At 69.9% G+C, this 17154-nt stretch carries 19 protein-coding genes; 16 read left to right on the forward strand and 3 right to left on the reverse strand.

Features of this window, described 5'->3' with window-relative positions; genetic code table 11:
* Window positions 1-72 precede the first annotated feature (72 nt).
* The 6 genes from IU449_RS23665 to IU449_RS23690 all read left to right on the forward strand — a co-directional run bounded on the left by IU449_RS23665 (window position 73) and on the right by IU449_RS23690 (window position 5010).
* Window positions 73-993, forward strand: a complete 921-nt coding sequence (locus IU449_RS23665; RefSeq protein WP_195004340.1) for a thioesterase family protein — start codon at window positions 73-75, stop codon at window positions 991-993.
* A 44-nt stretch (window positions 994-1037) separates the two neighbouring features.
* Complete coding sequence (proC, locus tag IU449_RS23670; RefSeq protein WP_195004341.1) at window positions 1038-1859, forward strand: pyrroline-5-carboxylate reductase; 822 nt, start codon at window positions 1038-1040, stop codon at window positions 1857-1859.
* A gap of 275 nt (window positions 1860-2134) precedes the next feature.
* Window positions 2135-2425, forward strand: a complete 291-nt coding sequence (locus IU449_RS23675) for a helix-turn-helix domain-containing protein (protein ID WP_228805631.1) — start codon at window positions 2135-2137, stop codon at window positions 2423-2425.
* A gap of 180 nt (window positions 2426-2605) precedes the next feature.
* Window positions 2606-2707, forward strand: coding sequence for a 30S ribosomal protein bS22 (locus tag IU449_RS23680; protein ID WP_003402602.1), 102 nt, complete (start codon window positions 2606-2608; stop codon window positions 2705-2707).
* 219 nt (window positions 2708-2926) lie between these two features.
* Entirely contained in the window at window positions 2927-3988 is a 1062-nt protein-coding gene (locus tag IU449_RS23685; protein ID WP_228805583.1) for an NAD-dependent epimerase/dehydratase family protein, read from the forward strand.
* Window positions 3985-5010 (forward strand): lysophospholipid acyltransferase family protein, encoded by a 1026-nt coding sequence (locus IU449_RS23690; RefSeq protein WP_195004344.1) that lies wholly within the window; start codon window positions 3985-3987, stop codon window positions 5008-5010. Before IU449_RS23685 ends, IU449_RS23690 begins: the two co-directional genes overlap by 4 nt.
* 22 nt (window positions 5011-5032) lie before the next feature.
* Here the strand turns inward: IU449_RS23690 and IU449_RS23695 are convergent, their stop codons facing one another.
* Window positions 5033-6055, reverse strand: a complete 1023-nt coding sequence (locus tag IU449_RS23695; protein WP_416382232.1) for an HAD family hydrolase — start codon at window positions 6053-6055, stop codon at window positions 5033-5035.
* Window positions 6056-6143: 88 nt separating this feature from the next.
* On the opposite strand from IU449_RS23695, the gene IU449_RS23700 reads away from it, so the two are divergent.
* The 5 genes from IU449_RS23700 to IU449_RS23720 all read left to right on the forward strand — a co-directional run bounded on the left by IU449_RS23700 (window position 6144) and on the right by IU449_RS23720 (window position 11545).
* On the forward strand, window positions 6144-6428 hold the full coding sequence (locus IU449_RS23700) for a glutaredoxin family protein (RefSeq protein ID WP_195004412.1): 285 nt from the start codon (window positions 6144-6146) through the stop codon (window positions 6426-6428).
* Between the two features lie 242 nt (window positions 6429-6670).
* Complete coding sequence (locus tag IU449_RS23705; RefSeq protein ID WP_195004345.1) at window positions 6671-7534, forward strand: redox-sensing transcriptional repressor Rex; 864 nt, start codon at window positions 6671-6673, stop codon at window positions 7532-7534.
* Window positions 7531-8964, forward strand: a complete 1434-nt coding sequence (locus tag IU449_RS23710) for a glutamyl-tRNA reductase (RefSeq protein WP_195004346.1) — start codon at window positions 7531-7533, stop codon at window positions 8962-8964. Before IU449_RS23705 ends, IU449_RS23710 begins: the two co-directional genes overlap by 4 nt.
* On the forward strand, window positions 8961-9986 hold the full coding sequence (gene hemC, locus IU449_RS23715) for a hydroxymethylbilane synthase (protein WP_195004347.1): 1026 nt from the start codon (window positions 8961-8963) through the stop codon (window positions 9984-9986). Before IU449_RS23710 ends, hemC begins: the two co-directional genes overlap by 4 nt.
* Window positions 9983-11545: a uroporphyrinogen-III synthase gene (locus tag IU449_RS23720; protein ID WP_195004348.1), complete on the forward strand. Its 1563-nt coding sequence runs from the start codon at window positions 9983-9985 to the stop codon at window positions 11543-11545. The genes hemC and IU449_RS23720 overlap by 4 nt, the downstream gene beginning before the upstream one ends.
* A 222-nt stretch (window positions 11546-11767) precedes the next feature.
* Here IU449_RS23720 and IU449_RS23725 read toward each other — a convergent pair whose 3' ends face one another.
* On the reverse strand, window positions 11768-12112 hold the full coding sequence (locus tag IU449_RS23725; protein WP_324188400.1) for a hypothetical protein: 345 nt from the start codon (window positions 12110-12112) through the stop codon (window positions 11768-11770).
* Window positions 12113-12236: 124 nt separating this feature from the next.
* Here IU449_RS23725 and hemB point away from each other — a divergent pair, with 124 nt between their 5' ends.
* The 4 genes from hemB to IU449_RS23745 all read left to right on the forward strand — a co-directional run bounded on the left by hemB (window position 12237) and on the right by IU449_RS23745 (window position 14935).
* Window positions 12237-13214, forward strand: a complete 978-nt coding sequence (gene hemB, locus IU449_RS23730) for a porphobilinogen synthase (RefSeq protein WP_195004349.1) — start codon at window positions 12237-12239, stop codon at window positions 13212-13214.
* A gap of 122 nt (window positions 13215-13336) precedes the next feature.
* Window positions 13337-13792 carry a hypothetical protein gene (locus IU449_RS23735; RefSeq protein WP_195004350.1) on the forward strand — a complete coding sequence of 152 codons (456 nt, stop codon included), beginning with the start codon at window positions 13337-13339 and terminating at the stop codon, window positions 13790-13792.
* A 298-nt stretch (window positions 13793-14090) separates the two neighbouring features.
* Window positions 14091-14687, forward strand: a complete 597-nt coding sequence (locus IU449_RS23740; protein WP_416382233.1) for a hypothetical protein — start codon at window positions 14091-14093, stop codon at window positions 14685-14687.
* Window positions 14684-14935, forward strand: coding sequence for a hypothetical protein (locus IU449_RS23745; RefSeq protein ID WP_195004351.1), 252 nt, complete (start codon window positions 14684-14686; stop codon window positions 14933-14935). Before IU449_RS23740 ends, IU449_RS23745 begins: the two co-directional genes overlap by 4 nt.
* A gap of 72 nt (window positions 14936-15007) precedes the next feature.
* On the opposite strand, the gene IU449_RS23750 is transcribed toward IU449_RS23745, so the two are convergent.
* A complete protein-coding gene (locus IU449_RS23750) occupies window positions 15008-15388 on the reverse strand; it encodes a hypothetical protein (RefSeq protein WP_324188401.1) in 381 nt (126 codons plus the stop codon).
* A 235-nt stretch (window positions 15389-15623) separates the two neighbouring features.
* On the opposite strand from IU449_RS23750, the gene hemL reads away from it, so the two are divergent.
* Window positions 15624-16979 (forward strand): glutamate-1-semialdehyde 2,1-aminomutase, encoded by a 1356-nt coding sequence (gene hemL, locus IU449_RS23755; RefSeq protein WP_195004352.1) that lies wholly within the window; start codon window positions 15624-15626, stop codon window positions 16977-16979.
* Window positions 16980-17154: the final 175 nt, after the last annotated feature.

Below are 17154 nucleotides of genomic sequence, written 5' to 3' on the forward strand. Positions count from 1 at the left end.
CTAACGTTCTTGTACGCTGTACGAACTCCCGCGGTCCCGGCTGGATCGCCGGGAGCGGACGAAGGAGTGCCCATGACCACGGACGTGTCCGCAGGCGCGGCGCCGTCGAGCGCCGGACAGGCCGCGCTCGACGCGCCGTTCGGCGAAGTCTGCGCGGTGTGGCGGATCGACGACGGTGAACTCGGGCCATCCGCGGCCGCCCGCGACGAGACCGCCCGCTACCGCGGTGTCATCGCCGATACCTGGACCGTAGGCCCCAAGGTGCACGGCGGCACGATGGTCGCCGGCAGCGCGGCCGCGGCCACCGCCTGGCTGCGGGCGAGCGATCCCGAGCGCGTGGGGATGGCCCCGATCGCCGCGAGTTCGGATTTCCTCGGCGCTCCCGAACCCGGCGAAGTGGACTACGAGGTGCACATCCGCAAAGTGGGACGCCAGATCTGCCTGGTCGACGTGACCCTCACCCAGGGCGGCAAGCCCCGGGTACGCAGTGCGTTCACCTTCGGTCATCTCGACGACGCCGAACCGATCTTCGCCCATGAGCACGACGACATGCCCGCCGAGCCGTCCACGGACGCGGTCGGCTATCGGGACACCCCGATGGGCAAGATCGTCAACGTGTCGGTGGGCGCCGACCTCGCCATGGACCGGCAGTGGGCGCCGTTCCTCGACGGCGAACAGGGCCTGCCCCGGCTGCGGCTGTGGATCCGCCCGTTCGACGGTGATCAGCGCGACCCCGAGGTCGCGGCGTACTTCGCCATGATGACCGCCGACATCAGTCCGCCGGTCCCGATGAACCTCGGCCGTTTCGGCTGGGCGCCGACCGTGCAGATGACGACCTACCTGCGCCGCAGGCCCGCCCCGGGCTGGCTGCGTGTCATCGCCACCACGCACGAAGTGGGCGGGCGGATGTTCGACTGCGATCAACTCGTGCTGGACAGCACCGGCGCGGTGGTCGCGCAGAGCAGGCAACTCGCCCTGCTGCCGCAGCGCTGACTCGCCGCGCCGGGTTGCTGCCGCCGCGTCTAGCCTTGACAGCCATGACGAGAATTGCGGTGATCGGTGGTGGCCGGATCGGGGAGGCGTTGATCGCCGGACTACTCGAATCCGGCCGGCTGGGCAAGGATCTGGTGGTCGTCGAGACCCATGCCGACCGGACCGAGCTGATCGCGAGCCGGTTCGGGGTGCGGGTGACCGACGATGTCGCCGACGGGGCCGTGGGCGCCGATCTGCTGGTGGTCGCGGTCAAGCCGGGGGATGTGGACGGCGTGCTGGTCGCGCTGGGCAAGGCCGAGCTGAACGTGGGCGGTCGCGACCAGGTGCTGGTGTCGCTGGCCGCGGGCGTGCCGACCGCGCGCCTGGAGGCCAAGATGCCCGCGGGTTTCCCGGTCGTGCGGGTCATGCCGAACACCCCGATGCTGGTCGGCCAGGGGATGAGCGTGCTGGCTCCGGGCCGCTACGTCAAGCCCGAGCAGCTCGAACTGGTGGCCGATGTGCTCTCCAGTGTGGGCAAGGTGGTCACGGTGCCCGAATCGCAGATGGACGCGGTGACCGCGGTGTCCGGGTCCGGCCCGGCCTATTTCTTCCTGGTGGTGGAGGCGATGGTGGATGCCGCCGTCGGGCTCGGTCTCACCCGTGAGGTCGCCACCCAGCTCGTCGTGCAGACGATGGTCGGTTCGGCCGCGCTGCTCGACGAAGCCGAGCAGAGCGCGGTGGAGCTGCGCGCCGCGGTCACCTCGCCCGCCGGCACCACTGCCGCCGCCCTTCGCGAACTCGAGCGAGCGGGAGTACGCTCGGCATTCCTGGAGGCGCTGCACGCGGCCAAACAGCGTTCGGTCGAACAGGGCGCCTCGTCGGAGTGATCAGGTCGCGGTGGCAGTGCCGGTTGCGCTGATGGCAATGCGACGGCGGCAATGCGATGGTGGCGATGCGATGGTGGCGTTGGAGCGGTGGTCTCGTGGCTTCGTTGTAACGGCGTAGTCATGATTCCGGCGTAAAGGGCGTATTTCTCACACCCGTCGCAGTAATCCCACTGGTCCCGCTAAGCTTCAAGGAGCACGTGCGTGTCTGTTCCGCCGGTGGGGAAGCCGGCGGCGCGGACGTGCCGGAGGTCGATGGTGCAATGATGTCTGACAAGATGTCTGGAAACAGTTCGGGATCGTCACCTGGAACGCCGGGCTCGACCGGCGGCCGCGGTGGTTCCCGCGCACAGAGCGGTCCCGGTGTGCCGGGGCAGTCCGTCCTCGGTGGTGGAACGCAATTCCTCACCGTCGCCGAGGTGGCGAATCTGATGCGGGTCTCGAAGATGACGGTCTACCGATTGGTGCATTCGGGCGAGTTGCCCGCGGTGCGGGTCGGCCGGTCCTTCCGCGTCCATGCCAAAGCCGTCCACGACTACTTGGAGACGTCCTACTTCGACGCCGGTTGATCGATCGTCCCCCCGGTCGGGCGCGAGCCGGGCGACCGGTAGGATGAATCCTCGGTTCGTGTCCGCCTGCCTGCGGCGCCAGTTCGTGGTGTCCGGTGGCCGCCGGCGGCCCGGGCGCCGAAACAAGCTAGGCGTACGCCACGGCGTACGCGCCGAGTAGAGAGAACGCGAGGACACCCTATGGGTTCTGTGATCAAGAAGCGCCGCAAGCGCATGTCGAAGAAGAAGCACCGCAAGCTGCTTCGCCGCACGCGTGTTCAGCGGCGCAAACTCGGCAAGTGAGCCTGCACGCTCAGCTCGAAGCGAGGCCCGTCACCTTCTCGGTGGCGGGCCTCGCTTTTTGAAATAATTCGGTTTGAAACCGGACGGTGTTTCCGGTGACTGAAGTCATCGTTAGGAGCTGGTTAATACTCTCGGCAACGGTGGTGTGGCGCCGCTACGCTTGACGCGAATACCGATACGGGGGCCTGGCAGGTGGGATTCGGCGCGATGGGTTCTGATATGAGAGACGAACACACCCCCGCGGTGGTGCTGGTCACCGGCGCCGGCCGATTCTTCGGCGGCAATGTCGTCGCCGAACTCGTCCAGGATCCGACGATCGAACGTATCATCGCGGTGGACACCGTGACGCCGAGCCGGGAGTTCCAGCGCCGTATGGGGCGCGCCGAATTCGTGCGCGCCGATATCCGCAATCCACTGATCCGCAAGGTGATCGGAGGAAACGAGGTGGACACTGTGGTGCATACCGCGGTGCTGTCCCGTCCGCCGTCACCGGGTGGTCGCGCGGTGATGAAAGATCTGAACGTGCTCGGCGCGATGCAGTTGTTCGCGGTCTGTCAGAAAACTCCGTCGGTTCGCCGAGTGGTCGTTCGCTCGAGTTCGGCGGTGTACGGCGCCAGCGCCAAGGACCCGGCGAAATTCACCGAGGAAATGAGCGCGCGAAAGCCACCGAGCGGTTGGTTCGCCCGCGATTGCATAGAAATCGAAGGTTTCGTCCGGAGTATGGCGCGCCGCCGTCCGGATATCGCCGCCGTGATTCTGCGGCTGGCGCCCACCGTCGGGCCGCGATTGGCTCGCCGGGGCGTGCAATACCTGCGTTGGCCGCTCACGCCCACGGTCTTCGGGCGCGACGCCCGTATGCAGTTGCTGCACGAGCAGGACGCGGTCGCCGCACTGGCGCACGCGGCCCGCGCCGGGCGCAGCGGCACGTTCAATGTGGCCGGCGACGGCGCGCTGACGCTCTCCCAAGCAGTCCGGCGGGCCGGTAGGCTGGAGCTACCGTTGCCGTTCGCACTGTTCCGTACCGCGGGACGGGCGCTGATGGAGAACGTGATGCGTGACTTCAGTGCCGAACAGCTCGACTATTTCCATTTCGGGTGCGGTCTGGACACGACCCGTATGCGCGCCGAACTGCGGTTCGAGCCACGGTGGACGACGGTTCAGGCGTTCGACGACTTCATAGGGGGCGCAGCGTTGCGGCCCGTCATCGATCCCCAATGGATCGATGCCGCAGAAAAAGGACTGCTCGGCCTCGTGAGGGCCGGTACGGGAGCACATACATGAACGACGTCGCGAAGATCATCCACCTGCGAGAAGCGACTATCGAGGCCAAGTCGCGTCCGCCCGCCCGTCGCTGGCCCGAATCGCCGGCCCGGACCGTCTCCGGCAGGGTGACTTCGCTGACCGACCGGCTGGCCGCCGCCGAACCGCCGCAGCCTCAATCGGTGAGTGAACTGGTGCGCGAGGGGCTGGCCAAGCGGATCAGCGGCGCCGCCGAGTTCGCCCGTCGTCGAATGGTGGGTGACTACCGGGTCGACGAATTCGGTTTCGACGCCGACCTGCTCGAGAACGTGATCCTGCCCACCCTGCGCCCGCTGTCGGATCACTGGTTCCGGGTGCAGGTCGAAGGCATCGACAACATCCCCGCGAAGGGAGGCGCCCTCATCGTGGCCAACCACGCGGGCACCATTCCGGTGGACGGGTTGATGCTCCAGCTGGCGGTGCACGACAACCATCCCGCCGAGCGGGCCCTGCGACTGCTCGCCGCCGACCTCGTCTTCGAGATGCCGATGCTGGGCATGCTGGCCCGCAAGGCCGGCCACACGCTGGCCTGCCGGGAGGACGCCGAACGGCTGCTACGTTCCGGGGAGCTGACCGGGGTGTTCCCCGAAGGCTTCAAGGGCGTGGGCAAGAGCTACACCGACAGGTACAAGCTGCAGCGGTTCGGCCGCGGCGGCTTCGTGGCGGCCGCGGTGCGCACCGGGGTGCCGATCATCCCGTGCTCGATCGTGGGTTCGGAGGAGATCTATCCGAAGCTGGCCGACCTCAAGCCGCTGGCTCGCCTGCTCGGCCTGCCGTACTTCCCGGTGACCCCGACCTTCCCGCTGCTCGGCCCGCTGGGCGCGGTCCCGCTGCCGTCGAAGTGGTACATCGAGTTCGGCGAGCCGATCCCGACCACCGGCTACGACCCCTCCGACGCCGAGGATCCGATGACCATGTTCGAGGTCACCGACCAGGTTCGCGAGACCATCCAGCACACCATCTACAAGCTGCTGACCAAGCGGCGCAACCCGTTCACGGGCTAGCGGTCCGCGGCGGGCCCGGGCGTCAGACGTGCTCGCGGCGGCGGGTGATCGCCGCCGCTACCGCGCCCCCCGCCACGCCGAGCGCCAGCGCGGTGGGCACACCGATCTTGGCGGCCTTGCGCCCGGTCCGGAAATCGCGGATCTCCCAGCCCCGGTTCTTGGCGACCTCGCGCAGGTCGGCATCGGGATTGATGGCGACCGCGGTGCCGACCAGCGAGAGCATCGGCACGTCGTTGTGGCTGTCGGAGTAGGCCGCGCAGCGCTTGAGGTTGAGTCCCTCCCGGATCGCCAGCGCGCGTACCGCGTGCGCTTTGCCCAGCCCGTGCAGGATGTCGCCGACCAGGCGGCCGGTGAACGTGCCGTCCACGCTCTCGGCGACCGTGCCCAGCGCGCCGGTGAGGCCGAGGCGCTTGGCGATCACCTGCGCCAGCTCCACCGGCGTCGCGGTCACCAGCCAGACCTGCTGACCGGCGTCGAGATGCATCTGCGCCAACGCCCTCGTGCCCGGCCAGATCTTGTCGGCGATGATCTCGTCGTAGATCTCCTCGCCGAGGGCGGCCAGCTCGGCGGTGGAGCGACCGGCGATGAACGCCAGGGCTTTCTCCTTGCCCGAGGCCATGTCCGTGCTGTTCTCCTTGCCGGTGACCCGGAACTTCACCTGCTTCCAGGCGACACCGACCAGGTCGGAGGTCTTGAAGTACTTGCGCGCGGCCAGGCCGCGGGCGAAATGCACGATCGAGGCGCCCTGCACCATCGTGTTGTCCACGTCGAAGAAGGCCGCGGCGGTCAGATCGCGCGGCACCTCGGGACGGTGGCCGCTCTCGGCGAGTTCGGATTCGTGCAGCGACAGCGCCGCGTCCGCACTGGCCTCACCCGCGACATTGGCCCGCAGCTCCTCCTCGCTCGGCCCGAACGGGCTGCGCGAGATGCGCGCCAGCTGCTCCTGCAGGTTCTGACCGAGCGGGCCCAGGCCCCACCGCACCGGCAGCTCACCGAACCGGCCCGCGACGAAACCCGTCCTGCCCACCTTCGATCGTTCCGGCACCACAACCTCCGCCCGTTCGCGCGAACCCTGTCCACACTAGTGTCGAACACTTGCCGCCCACGATTTAATAGCCGCCATGACAGATTCCATGGAAAACGGCGCGCACCGAGGCGGAAGGAGTTCGGCTCACACTGTGACATTGCTGACTCGGGCAGGCTGTCATATGTGTGTCACCGCACTCGCGCAACTGCGTGAGATCTGCGCGGATTTCGATATCGAACCCGCGACCGTGGACGTCGATGCAGTCGCCGCGACCGACCCCGGTCTGCGTGCCGAGTACGGTGACCGGCTGCCGGTCGTGCTGCTCGACGGGCGTGAGCACAGTTATTTCGATGTCGACGAGGCGCGCCTGCGCGCGGATCTCGCGCGCTGAGGAGCGTCGATCGTAGTCCGATTTCGCCGCCGTGCTGGTCGCACCGGAAAATGAGGCCAATTTCACCGACTTTGTGCATGGCTTCACAAGCGGTTACGGTGGTGGCACGCGACCCGCATGCCGAGGCTGCGGAGCCGCCGCGAAATCCGACAAAAATAGACCAGGGTACCGGCGTTCGCCCGGACCGGAGGTCGATGACGTACCGGGCCTGTGCGCAGGTTCGGCAGGCAGGAGCCGACGACGTGACAGAGCAGCACGAGACGCCCGGTGGCGTCTCCGGCGGGACTCTGCGCGCCGTGCAGAAGGACATTCCCCAGGCGACCGTCGCCCGGCTGGCCGCGTATCTGCGGGTGCTGACGATGCTCGCCGACGACGGTGTGGCCATCGTATCGAGTGAGGAACTCGCTGTCGCGGCGGGTGTCAATTCGGCCAAACTGCGCAAGGATCTGTCGTTCCTCGGCCCCAACGGCGTTCGGGGTGTCGGCTATGACGTGGCGAAGCTGCGGGCCAGGATCGAGGACGTGCTCGGTCTGTCCGAAGGACATCGCGTGATTCTGGTCGGTGCGGGCAACCTCGGCCGGGCCCTGGTCGGCTACGGCGGTTTCCGCAGACGCGGGTTCACCGTCGTCGGCATCTTCGACAACGATTCCGAGATGATCGGCCTGCCGGTGGCCGGACTCGAGGTCCGCGACGTGGCGGATCTCGCCGAGGCGGTCGCCGAGTTGCGCCCGACCATCGCGGTGCTCGCGGTCCCTGAGGACGCGGCCCAGCAGGCCTGCGATCAATTGGTCGCCGCGGGGCTGCAGTCGATCCTGAGCTTCGCCGCGCCCGGCCTGCGGGCCCCCGCCTCCGTCGATGTGCGCCGGGTGGATCTGGCCGTCGAGATGCAGCTGCTGTCGTTCGAGCGGGCGCGCAACGCCGAGAACGACGGTGACGCGCTCGCCGCCCTGCCCGAGGTCGCCGCCTCCGGCCGGGCCGGGCGCCCCACCGCCTCCGCCGCGCGCGCGGCGACGGTCCCCGCCGCCATAGCGCGCTCGGCGGGCCCTCGAGCAACCTCGCATCAGGCAATGGAGCCAACCAGCAAGGGATCGGTGGTCACACCATGAGCGTTCTTCTCGTCGGGGTCTCGCATCGCAGCGCCCCGGTCTCGGTTCTCGAGAAGGTGGCGATCACCGACGACGATCGGCCCAAGCTGATCGACACCATGCTGGCCTCCAGTCACATCTCCGAAGCCATGATCGTCTCGACCTGCAACCGGGTCGAGGTCTACGCGGTGGTCGACGCCTTCCACGGCGGCCTGGCCGAGGTCGGCGAACTGCTGTCCGAACATTCCGGCCTGCCGATGGCGGAACTGACCAGACACGCCTATGTCCGCTACAGCGAGGCCGCCGCCGAGCACCTGTTCGCGGTGGCCAGCGGCCTGGACTCGATGGTGGTCGGCGAACAGCAGGTGCTCAGCCAGATCCGCGGCGCCTACGCCACCGCCGACGACCGGCAGGCCGTCGGCCGCACACTGCACGAGCTGGCCCAGCACTCGCTGCGGGTCGGCAAGCGCGTGCACGCCGAGACCGGAATCGACCGCGCGGGCGCGTCGGTGGTGTCGGTCGCGCTGGACCGCTCCAAGCAGGTGCTCGGCGACCTGGCGGGCAAGACCGCCGTGGTGGTCGGCGCGGGCGCGATGGGCGGACTGTCGGTCGCGCATCTGGCCCGGGGCGGCATCGGCCGCATCATCGTGGTCAACCGCACCATCGAACGGGCCCGCAGGCTGGCCGAGACCGCCGCTTCGCACGGGGTGGCGTCCAGTGCGCTGGAGCTGTCCCGGCTACCCGAGGCCATGTCCGGCGCCGACGTGGTGCTCTCCTGTACCGGTGCGGTCGGCGCGGTGGTGACGTTGGCCGACACGCACCGCGCGCTGGCCGACCGCGACCGCGCCGAATTCCCGGTCGGGGAACGCCCGCTGGTGTTCTGCGATCTCGGCTTGCCGCGCGATGTGGAACCGGCCGTGGCCGGACTGCCCGGTGTCGCCGTCATCGACATCGAGTCGCTGCAGCGCGATCCGGCCGCGGGCGCCGCGGCCGACGACACCGCCGCCGCGCGCTCGATCGTCGCCGAGGAGCTGGCCAAGTACCTGGCCGGACAGCGGATGGCCGAGGTGACCCCCACCGTCGCGGCGCTGCGTCAGCGCGCGGCCGAGGTGGTCGAGGCCGAACTGCTCCGCCTGGATTCCCGGCTGCCTGCCCTGGCCGAACCGGAACGCGACGAGGTCGCGCGCACGGTGCGCCGCGTGGTGGACAAGCTGCTGCACGCGCCGACGGTGCGGGTCAAGCAGCTGGCGTCCACGCCGGGGGGTGACAGCTACGCCGAAGCGCTGCGCGAACTCTTCGAGCTGAAGCCGGGGGCAGCGCAGGCGGTGGCCGCGCCGATGGAGATCAGCGCGATCGGCAACGACCGCAGCGCCGGCTTGGCCGACGACTTCACGCCCGGGCACACCCTGGGCCTCGAGCAGCACCTCGGTGAGGAGGAAACCCCGGCATGACCGTCGCGCAGGAAGAGGGCAATGTGACCGCGGTGGGAACGGGAGCACCGTTACGCATCGGCACCCGCGGCAGCCTGCTCGCGATGACCCAGGCGGGCACCGTGCGTGACGCCCTGGTCGCCGCGGGGCACCCGGCCGAACTGGTGGTGGTCAAGACGCCCGGCGACATGTCCTCCGATCCGGTGGCGACGATCGGCGTCGGGGTGTTCACCTCGGCGCTGCGCGACGAGCTGCTGGCCGGCTCCATCGACCTGGCGGTGCACTCCTACAAGGATCTGCCGACCGCGTCCGATCCGCGATTCACCATCGCCGCGATCCCGCCGAGAGAGGATCCGCGCGACGCCCTGGTGGCGCGCGACGGTCTGGTCCTGGGCGAGCTACCCGCCGGCTCCACGGTGGGCACCTCCGCGCCGCGGCGGATGGCACAGTTGCGCGCGCTGGGTCTGGGCCTGGAGGTCGTGCCGTTGCGCGGCAACGTCGAGAGACGGCTGGGTATGGTGAGCTCCGGCGAGCTCGACGCCGTGGTGATCGCCCGCGCGGGCCTGTCGCGCATCGGTCGCACCGAGGTGGTGACCGAGTCGCTCGAACCCGTGCAGATGCTGCCCGCCCCCGCGCAGGGCGCGCTGGCGGTCGAGTGCCGCAGCGAGGACACCACGCTCGCCGAAGCGCTGGCCGGGCTCGACGACGCCGCGACCAGAGCCGCAGTGGTGGCCGAACGCGCGCTGCTGGCCGAGCTGGAAGCGGGATGCACCGCGCCGGTAGGGGCGCTGGCCGAGGTCGTCGAATCGCTCGACGACGACGGCAGGATCGTCGAAGAGCTGTCGCTGCGCGGATGCGCTGCCGCGATCGACGGCTCGGAGGTGCTGCGCGCCTCGGTGGTCGGCGACCCGACTCAGGCGGCCGAACTCGGCCGCGCGCTGGCCCGCGAACTGCTGGAACTCGGCGCGCGCGACCTGCTCGCCGACGCGAGCCCGCCAGACACAGACTTCAGCAATCCCAGTCCGATGGAGAACCCTCAATGAGCCGAGCCACCAAGAAGCACCCCGGTCGGATCCTGTTCGTCGGGTCCGGACCCGGCGACCCGGCGCTGCTCACCGTGCGTGCGCGCGAGGTGCTCGGCAGGGCGACGCTGGCCTTCACCGATCCCGATGTGGACAAGGGCGTACTCGCGCTGATCGGCATCCAGGTCGAGGAGAACGAGGACGGCACTCGCCCGGTGGACGTGCGTCCGGCCCTCGGCGAGCCCGCCGAGGTCGCCAAGACCCTCATCGCCGAGGCCCGCAACGGTCACGACGTCGTGCGCGTCGTCGCCGGTGACCCGCTGACCACCGATTCGGTGATCACCGAGGTCACCACGGTGACCCGCTCGCACATGGTCTTCGAGGTGCTGCCCGGCCTGCCCAACGGCTCGGCGGTGCCCAGCTACGCCGGGATCGCGCTCGGCTCCGGCCACACCGAGGCCGACGTGCGCGGGGAGGTCGACTGGGCGGCGCTGGCCGCCGCGCCCGGCCCGCTGGTACTGCACGCCACCTCCGGTCACCTGGCCGAGACGGCGAGCGCGCTGGTGGAGCACGGGATGGCCTCGCAGACTCCGGTCGCGGTGACCGTGCGTGGCACCACCCGTCAGCAGCGCACCATCGAGGCGACCCTGGCCACACTCAACAGCGCGGCCTCCGAGCTGGTCGGCCCCTTGGTGGTGACGATCGGCAAGGCGGTCGCCAGCCGCTCGAAGATGTCGTGGTGGGAGTCGCGCGCGCTCTACGGCTGGACCGTGCTGGTGCCGCGCACCAAGGATCAGGCCGCCGAGATGAGCGAGCGGCTGGTGACCCACGGCGCCATCCCGATGGAGGTGCCGACCATCGCCGTCGAGCCCCCGCGCAGTCCGGCTCAGATGGAGCGGGCGGTCAAGGGCCTGGTCGACGGCCGCTATCAGTGGGTCGTCTTCACCTCCACCAACGCGGTGCGCGCGGTGTGGGAGAAGTTCGCCGAGTTCGGTCTGGACGCCCGCGCGTTCTCCGGGGTGAAGATCGCCTGCGTCGGTGAGGCCACCGCCGAGAAGGTGCGCTCCTTCGGCATCAACCCGGAGCTGGTGCCCTCGGGCGAGCAGTCGTCGGAAGGTTTGCTGGCCGACTTCCCGCCCTACGACGACGTGTTCGATCCGGTGAACCGGGTGCTGCTGCCGCGCGCCGACATCGCCACCGAGACGCTGGCCGAAGGGCTGCGCGACCGCGGCTGGGAGATCGACGATGTGACCGCCTACCGCACGGTGCGCGCCTCTCCGCCGCCCGCGGAGACCCGCGAGATGATCAAGACCGGCGGTTTCGACGCGGTCCTGTTCACCTCGTCCTCCACGGTGCGCAACCTGGTCGGTATCGCGGGTAAGCCGCACGCCCGCACCATCGTCGCCTGCATCGGCCCGAAGACCGCCGAAACCGCCGTGGAGTTCGGCTTGCGCGTGGATGTTCAGCCCGAGGTCGCCCAGGTCGGTCCGCTGGTGGAGGCGCTCGCCGAGCACGCCGCTCGTCTGCGCGCCGAGGGTTTGCTGCCTCCGCCGCGTAAGAAGAGCCGCCGCAGCCGGTAGGTCCGGACTGATCTCCGCCGGGACTCGTGTGGTCGCGGGCGAGGTGGGCTGGTCGGCCGCCAGTCGGCGAGTCGCTCTCGGAGGGCGAGCGCGTCACGGGGCGCGATCACCTCGGCGCCGTTGTCGACAGCGATCGGGACCGATGTCCGGCGGTGGGTGTCGCACCGGGGCAGGGTGGGCGATCACTCGCCCACCCTGCCCGTTCTCGGCTTCTGCCGGGCCTCAGCGGCTGTAGCGCAGCAGGGTGCGCACCAGTCGGCAGGTCCGGTCCGACGGCGGGCGGATGCCCACGGATTCGGCTGTGCGCCGGATCTTCTCGTTGGTGGCCTGGGCGGGGTAGTGGATGCCCGAGTCGAGCAGGGCGATGGACAGGCGCATGGCCTTGAGCCTGCGGTTGTGGGTGATGTACCAGGAACGCGGCCGACCCGCGGGCAGTGGCTGCTTCTCCAGCGGCCGGTACGGCGTGATGGCCCGGGACTGTGTCTGGCTGCCGGTATCGGCGGTTGCGGTGGTGGGCACCTGCATCCTCCCCTCGCGATCGGGAACCCGGCGGATTCCCTCGAACACATCTTCGATTGTACCCTCGGACACCGACAGAAATCGGCTGGCCACAAGGGTTTTCGGTCGTCGGCGGACGGAGTGGAAACGGCCGCCCGAACCGGGCCCGCGGCGCAGGCGTATCGTGCGATCCATGACCGGAACGGACCGCCCCCGACGGTTGCGCCGCACCCCCGCGCTGCGTCGTCTCGTGGCCGAGACCACCTTGGAGCCACGGCATCTGGTGCTGCCGATGTTCGTGGCCGACGGACTCGACGAACCGCGCGAGATCGGCTCCATGCCGGGCGTGCAACAACATTCGATGGATTCGCTGCGCAAGGCCGCCGTCGAGGCGGTCGCCGCGGGCGTCGGCGGGCTGATGCTCTTCGGCGTCCCGCTGGCCGAGGACAAGGATGCCGCGGGCAGCCAGGCGAGCGACCCCGAGGGCATCCTCAACCGGGGACTGCGCGCGCTGGCCGAGGAGGTCGGCGGCGCCACCGTCGTCATGGCCGACACCTGCCTCGACGAGTTCACCGACCACGGGCACTGCGGCGTGCTCAACTCCTCCTGCGAGGTGGACAACGATGCCACCCTGCACCGCTACGTGGACATGGCCATCGCGCAGGCCGAAGCGGGCGCGGATCTGCTCGGCACCAGCGGCATGATGGACGGTCAGGTCGGCGCGATCCGGCGCGGCCTGGACGCGGTGGGCCGCTCCGACACCGGCATCCTGGCCTATGCCGCCAAATACGCCTCCGCCTTCTACGGCCCCTTCCGCGAGGCCGTCTCGTCCTCGCTGGAAGGCGATCGGCGTACCTATCAGCAGGATCCGGCCAACCGGCGGGAGTCGATGCGCGAACTGGATCTGGATCTGGCCGAAGGGGCCGACATCGTCATGGTGAAACCGGCGATGGCCTACCTGGACATCCTGCGTGAGGTCGCCGACCGCGCCACGGTGCCGGTGGCCGCCTATCAGATCTCCGGGGAGTACTCGATGATCACCGCGGCCGCCGAGCGCGGGTGGATCGACCGCGAGGCCGCCGTGCTCGAGTCGCTGACCGGCATCCGGCGGGCCGGGGCCGATATCGTCCTCACCTACTGGGCGACCGAGGCCGCGCGCTGGTTGTCGTGACGCCGCCGCCCCACTCCACCCCGCCGAGAGGTTTCCCGCCCGGATCCGCGCCGCCGCCCCCTCCGCTGCCCTCTGGTTCGTTTCCGGCGAAAGCCGAGCCCGCACCGCTCGCGCCGGAGAGCGTGCGCACCGCCGCCCAGTTGTGGTGGGCCGTGGTGGCTCTCGGGGTGGTGCGGGTGGTCGCCGGTGCGATCGACACCATGGGCAATCGCGCGGAGTTCGAGCGCCGCCTCGTCGAGGACGCGCAGCAGCCGATGCCCGAGGCGGTGGCGCAACTGTACGTCTCGATGTACATGGTGTTCCTCGTCATGGGCGGGCTCGTGCTGGCGGCGGCCGCGGCGGGCGCGGTGTACCTGTTCACCAAGGGGCGTGTGTGGACGCGCACGCTGTTGACGGTGGGCGGCATATGGTTCGTGCTCACAGCGCTGATCACTCTGTTCACGCTGGGTGGTTCGGGCGGCGCGGCGGCTTTCGTGGCGGGTGGAGTGGCCGTCGTGCAAGGGGTCCTCGCGGGTGGTGCGTTGTACGGAAGTTACCGACCGGAGTCGAACGGGTACTTCTCCATCACCAACAAGTGAACCCGGGTTGGCAACTCATCGAATTGGCCGCAATGAGGCGGACCTGTATCGTGAGGGTTGTCACAGGAGACATGGGAACCGGTGGTCGATGGTCATACGTTATCGAGCTTCGCGCGCGGACGGTGCCCGGAGACATCCGGGAGATCGGAGGCATCGATGCGCGTGGTGATCCAACAGCCGCAGAGCATTCGGAAAGACGTGATCGTTCTCGGCCTGCTGGTTCTGTTCGGGCTGGTCACCGTGGCGCTGCTCCTGCTGCCCGGATCGGTCGGCTGACGGCAGCGCGAGGAGGCGGCGCGTGACCGACAGGGAGGCCGACGAGGTCCGCGACGATCGGGTCGACCACGCCGAGGACACCAGCCTGTTCTACGAACCGGGAGCCTGCTGGTGGACCGTGAGCTACGGGCCCGTCGCGTGCGCGCTCATCCTCGTGATCGAGATGGCGACCGGCACCACCCCGCACTGGTTCGCCCTGACCTTCTGCGCCACTCTGATCGCCGCCTTCTCGTCCGTGCAGGTGCTGGCGGCCCGCGCGCATGTCAGCGTGCAACTCACCGCATCGGCGCTGCGCCAGGGTGCGGAGACCATCCCGCTCTCGGCGATCGCCGCGGTGCTGCCCGAACACGGGGAGGGCACACTGGATGTCGCTGCCCTGCAAGGGGTCTCGTGGGATGACGCGGGCTCCTGGCCCGATGAGGAATGGACGTCGGCCAGGGCGCTGGGTGAACTGAGCGGAGTGCCGCGCAGGCGCACGGGCATCGGGCTCCGGCTGCGCGAAGGCGGACTGGTACGGGCGTGGGCCAAGGATCATCGGGGACTGCGGGCGGCGCTGACCGAAGCGCTGCGCTCGCGCGCCGACGACCGAGGCGAGAACAACGGCGAGGAGAGCGCGTGAGGCGAGACCGAGTGATCGCGATCGTGGAAGCCGTCGTGGCCGCTGTGCTCATGGTCGCCGCGGTGGCGAGCTGGCGCGGTGGCGTGGTGGACACCTCGTTCGCGGCGCAAGGTGAGGTGCCCGCTCATGATTCGGTGCGCTATGTGGGTCCATGGCTCGTGCTGGCCGCCACGCTGGTCGCCGTGGCCGGGCTGACTCTCGTCGACGCCACCGCCCGGGTACGGCGGACTCGTTCGCTGCGCCCCTGACCGCTCGCGCTGTCCGTCCACTCCGGCTGGACCGGGAAGTGGCACACCACGTCGGCCCGCGGCCGCTCGTACTCAGTCCCAGTTCTGATAGACGTCGAGCACCCGTCCGTTGTGGGTGCCGGGCGCGTTGAGGAAGATCGAGACGGTGCCGTCGGGGTGCCGGGCGCTCTCGGAGATCACCTGCCGCAGCGAGGCGCGGATGTTGCCGTTCTCGTCGCGCCACAGCGTGGTCTCCGGATGCAGACCCGCGCCCAGGGCGCGGGGCGGGATCACCATCGTCACCAGCGCGGGGATCGGACCGCCCGCCAGCCACACGGTCTCGTCGTGGTTGAGGTGGACGCCGGCGCGGCCCTCATCGAGGGCGAGGACGGGTTCGGCCGCGGTCGCCGGCCCCGCGCAGACGACCAGGGCGGCCACGGCGCCGATGGTGACCGAGGCGAGACCGATCGCCACCGACCTGATCGGCGCACGACCGACCGACGGCGAACCTACCGACGCTGAACCTGCCGACGTGGAGAGCATGTGAACCTTCCCGACGCTGGGTGCCCGACCCACAGAGAGTACGCACCGGCCGCGCCCCTCGCGGGTAATCCGCGACAAACCGTTTCCGGCGCGTCGTTGCGGTGCGTATCACGTGTCCTACACCCTGTCGTCGACGCCCTCCGGCGGGGCTGCGACACTGGAGGCCGTGAGTTCTTCTCCGCGCGCGACCAGTGCCTCCTCGATCGGTGACGTGTCGGCGGCGGTGTCCGCCCGCCTGTTCGACCGGGCAGCTTCGGTGATCCCCGGCGGGGTCAATTCGCCGGTTCGCGCCTTCAAGGGCGTCGGCGGGACGCCCCGCTTCATCGCCTCGGCGGCGGGCTGCACCATGACCGACGTCGACGGCAACGAATACGTCGATCTCGTCTGCTCCTGGGGCCCGATGATCCTCGGCCACGCCCATCCGGCGGTGGTGGAGGCGGTGCGCGAGGCCGCGCTCGGCGGCCTGTCCTTCGGCGCTCCGACCGAGGCCGAGATCGAGCTGGCCGAGCACATCGTCGAGCGTGTCGAGCCGGTCGAGCGGGTGCGGCTGGTGAATTCGGGCACCGAGGCGACCATGAGCGCGGTGCGGCTGGCGCGCGGCTGCACTGGACGCACCAAGATCATCAAGTTCGCCGGCTGCTACCACGGTCACGTGGACGCGCTGCTGGCCGACGCGGGCTCCGGCGTGGCCACCCTCGGCCTGCCCACATCACCCGGCGTGACCGGTGCGCAGGCCGCCGACACCATCGTGCTGCCGTACAACGACCTGGCCGCCGTCGCCGCCGCCTTCCAGGCCCACCCCGGTGAGATCGCCTGTGTGATCACCGAGGCCGCGGCGGGCAACATGGGCGCGGTCGCGCCACTGCCCGGATTCAACGCGGGCCTGCGCGAGCTCACCGCGGCCGACGGCGCGCTGCTGATCATGGACGAGGTCATGACGGGCTTCCGGGTCAGCCGCTCGGGTTGGTACGGCCTCGAGGGCGTGGCGGGCGACCTCTACACCTTCGGCAAGGTGATGAGCGGCGGCCTGCCCGCCGCGGCGTTCGGCGGTCGCGCCGAGTTCATGAACCAGCTCGCCCCGCTCGGACCGGTCTACCAGGCGGGCACACTGTCGGGTAATCCGGTCGCCGTCGCCGCGGGTCTGGCCTCGCTGCGCGCGGCCGACGACGCGGTGTACGCCGCGCTGGACAGCAATGCCCGGCGTCTCGGCGGACTGCTCGGCGAAGCGCTGACGACGGCCGGGGTCGAGCATCAGGTTCAGTTCGCGGGCAATATGGTGAGCGTGTTCTTCGCCGATCGTCCGGTCACCGACTACGCCACCGCCAAGGCCAGCCAGACCTGGCGTTTTCCCGCCTTCTTCCACGCGCTGCTCGACGGTGGCGTCTACGCGCCGCCGAGCGCGTTCGAGGCGTGGTTCGTCTCCGCGGCGCTCGACGAGAACGCATTCGACCGTATCGCCGCCGCCCTGCCCGCCGCCGCTCGCGCGGCCGCGGCCGCCACCCCCGAAGGAATCCGCGCGTGAGTTCCGACCACGACAAACCAGGCGCCGACGGCCACGACCCCGTCGCGGCCACCACCCCCGCCGCCGAGCGGGCCGCCACCGAACCGCCCGTCGACGAGGTGGTGGTCGGGGCCGTCGAGACCCAGGCCGACGAGGTCGACGCCCTCGGGTCGGGGGAAGTGGTCCCCGAGACCAC

Source organism: Nocardia higoensis, from assembly GCF_015477835.1.
Classification (GTDB): domain Bacteria; phylum Actinomycetota; class Actinomycetes; order Mycobacteriales; family Mycobacteriaceae; genus Nocardia; species Nocardia higoensis_A.

Bases quoted from the DNA above. Each gene is read 5' to 3' on its own strand.
- IU449_RS23680 (WP_003402602.1), top strand. From the start codon at position 2,606: ATGGGTTCTGTGATCAAGAAGCGCCGCAAGCGCATGTCGAAGAAGAAG.
- IU449_RS23710 (WP_195004346.1), top strand. From the start codon at position 7,531: ATGAGCGTTCTTCTCGTCGGGGTCTCGCATCGCAGCGCCCCGGTCTCG.
- IU449_RS23690 (WP_195004344.1), top strand. From the start codon at position 3,985: ATGAACGACGTCGCGAAGATCATCCACCTGCGAGAAGCGACTATCGAG.
- hemB (WP_195004349.1), top strand. From the start codon at position 12,237: ATGACCGGAACGGACCGCCCCCGACGGTTGCGCCGCACCCCCGCGCTG.
- IU449_RS23720 (WP_195004348.1), top strand. From the start codon at position 9,983: ATGAGCCGAGCCACCAAGAAGCACCCCGGTCGGATCCTGTTCGTCGGG.
- hemC (WP_195004347.1), top strand. From the start codon at position 8,961: ATGACCGTCGCGCAGGAAGAGGGCAATGTGACCGCGGTGGGAACGGGA.
- IU449_RS23700 (WP_195004412.1), top strand. From the start codon at position 6,144: ATGGAAAACGGCGCGCACCGAGGCGGAAGGAGTTCGGCTCACACTGTG.
- proC (WP_195004341.1), top strand. From the start codon at position 1,038: ATGACGAGAATTGCGGTGATCGGTGGTGGCCGGATCGGGGAGGCGTTG.
- IU449_RS23675 (WP_228805631.1), top strand. From the start codon at position 2,135: ATGTCTGGAAACAGTTCGGGATCGTCACCTGGAACGCCGGGCTCGACC.
- IU449_RS23665 (WP_195004340.1), top strand. From the start codon at position 73: ATGACCACGGACGTGTCCGCAGGCGCGGCGCCGTCGAGCGCCGGACAG.
- IU449_RS23685 (WP_228805583.1), top strand. From the start codon at position 2,927: ATGAGAGACGAACACACCCCCGCGGTGGTGCTGGTCACCGGCGCCGGC.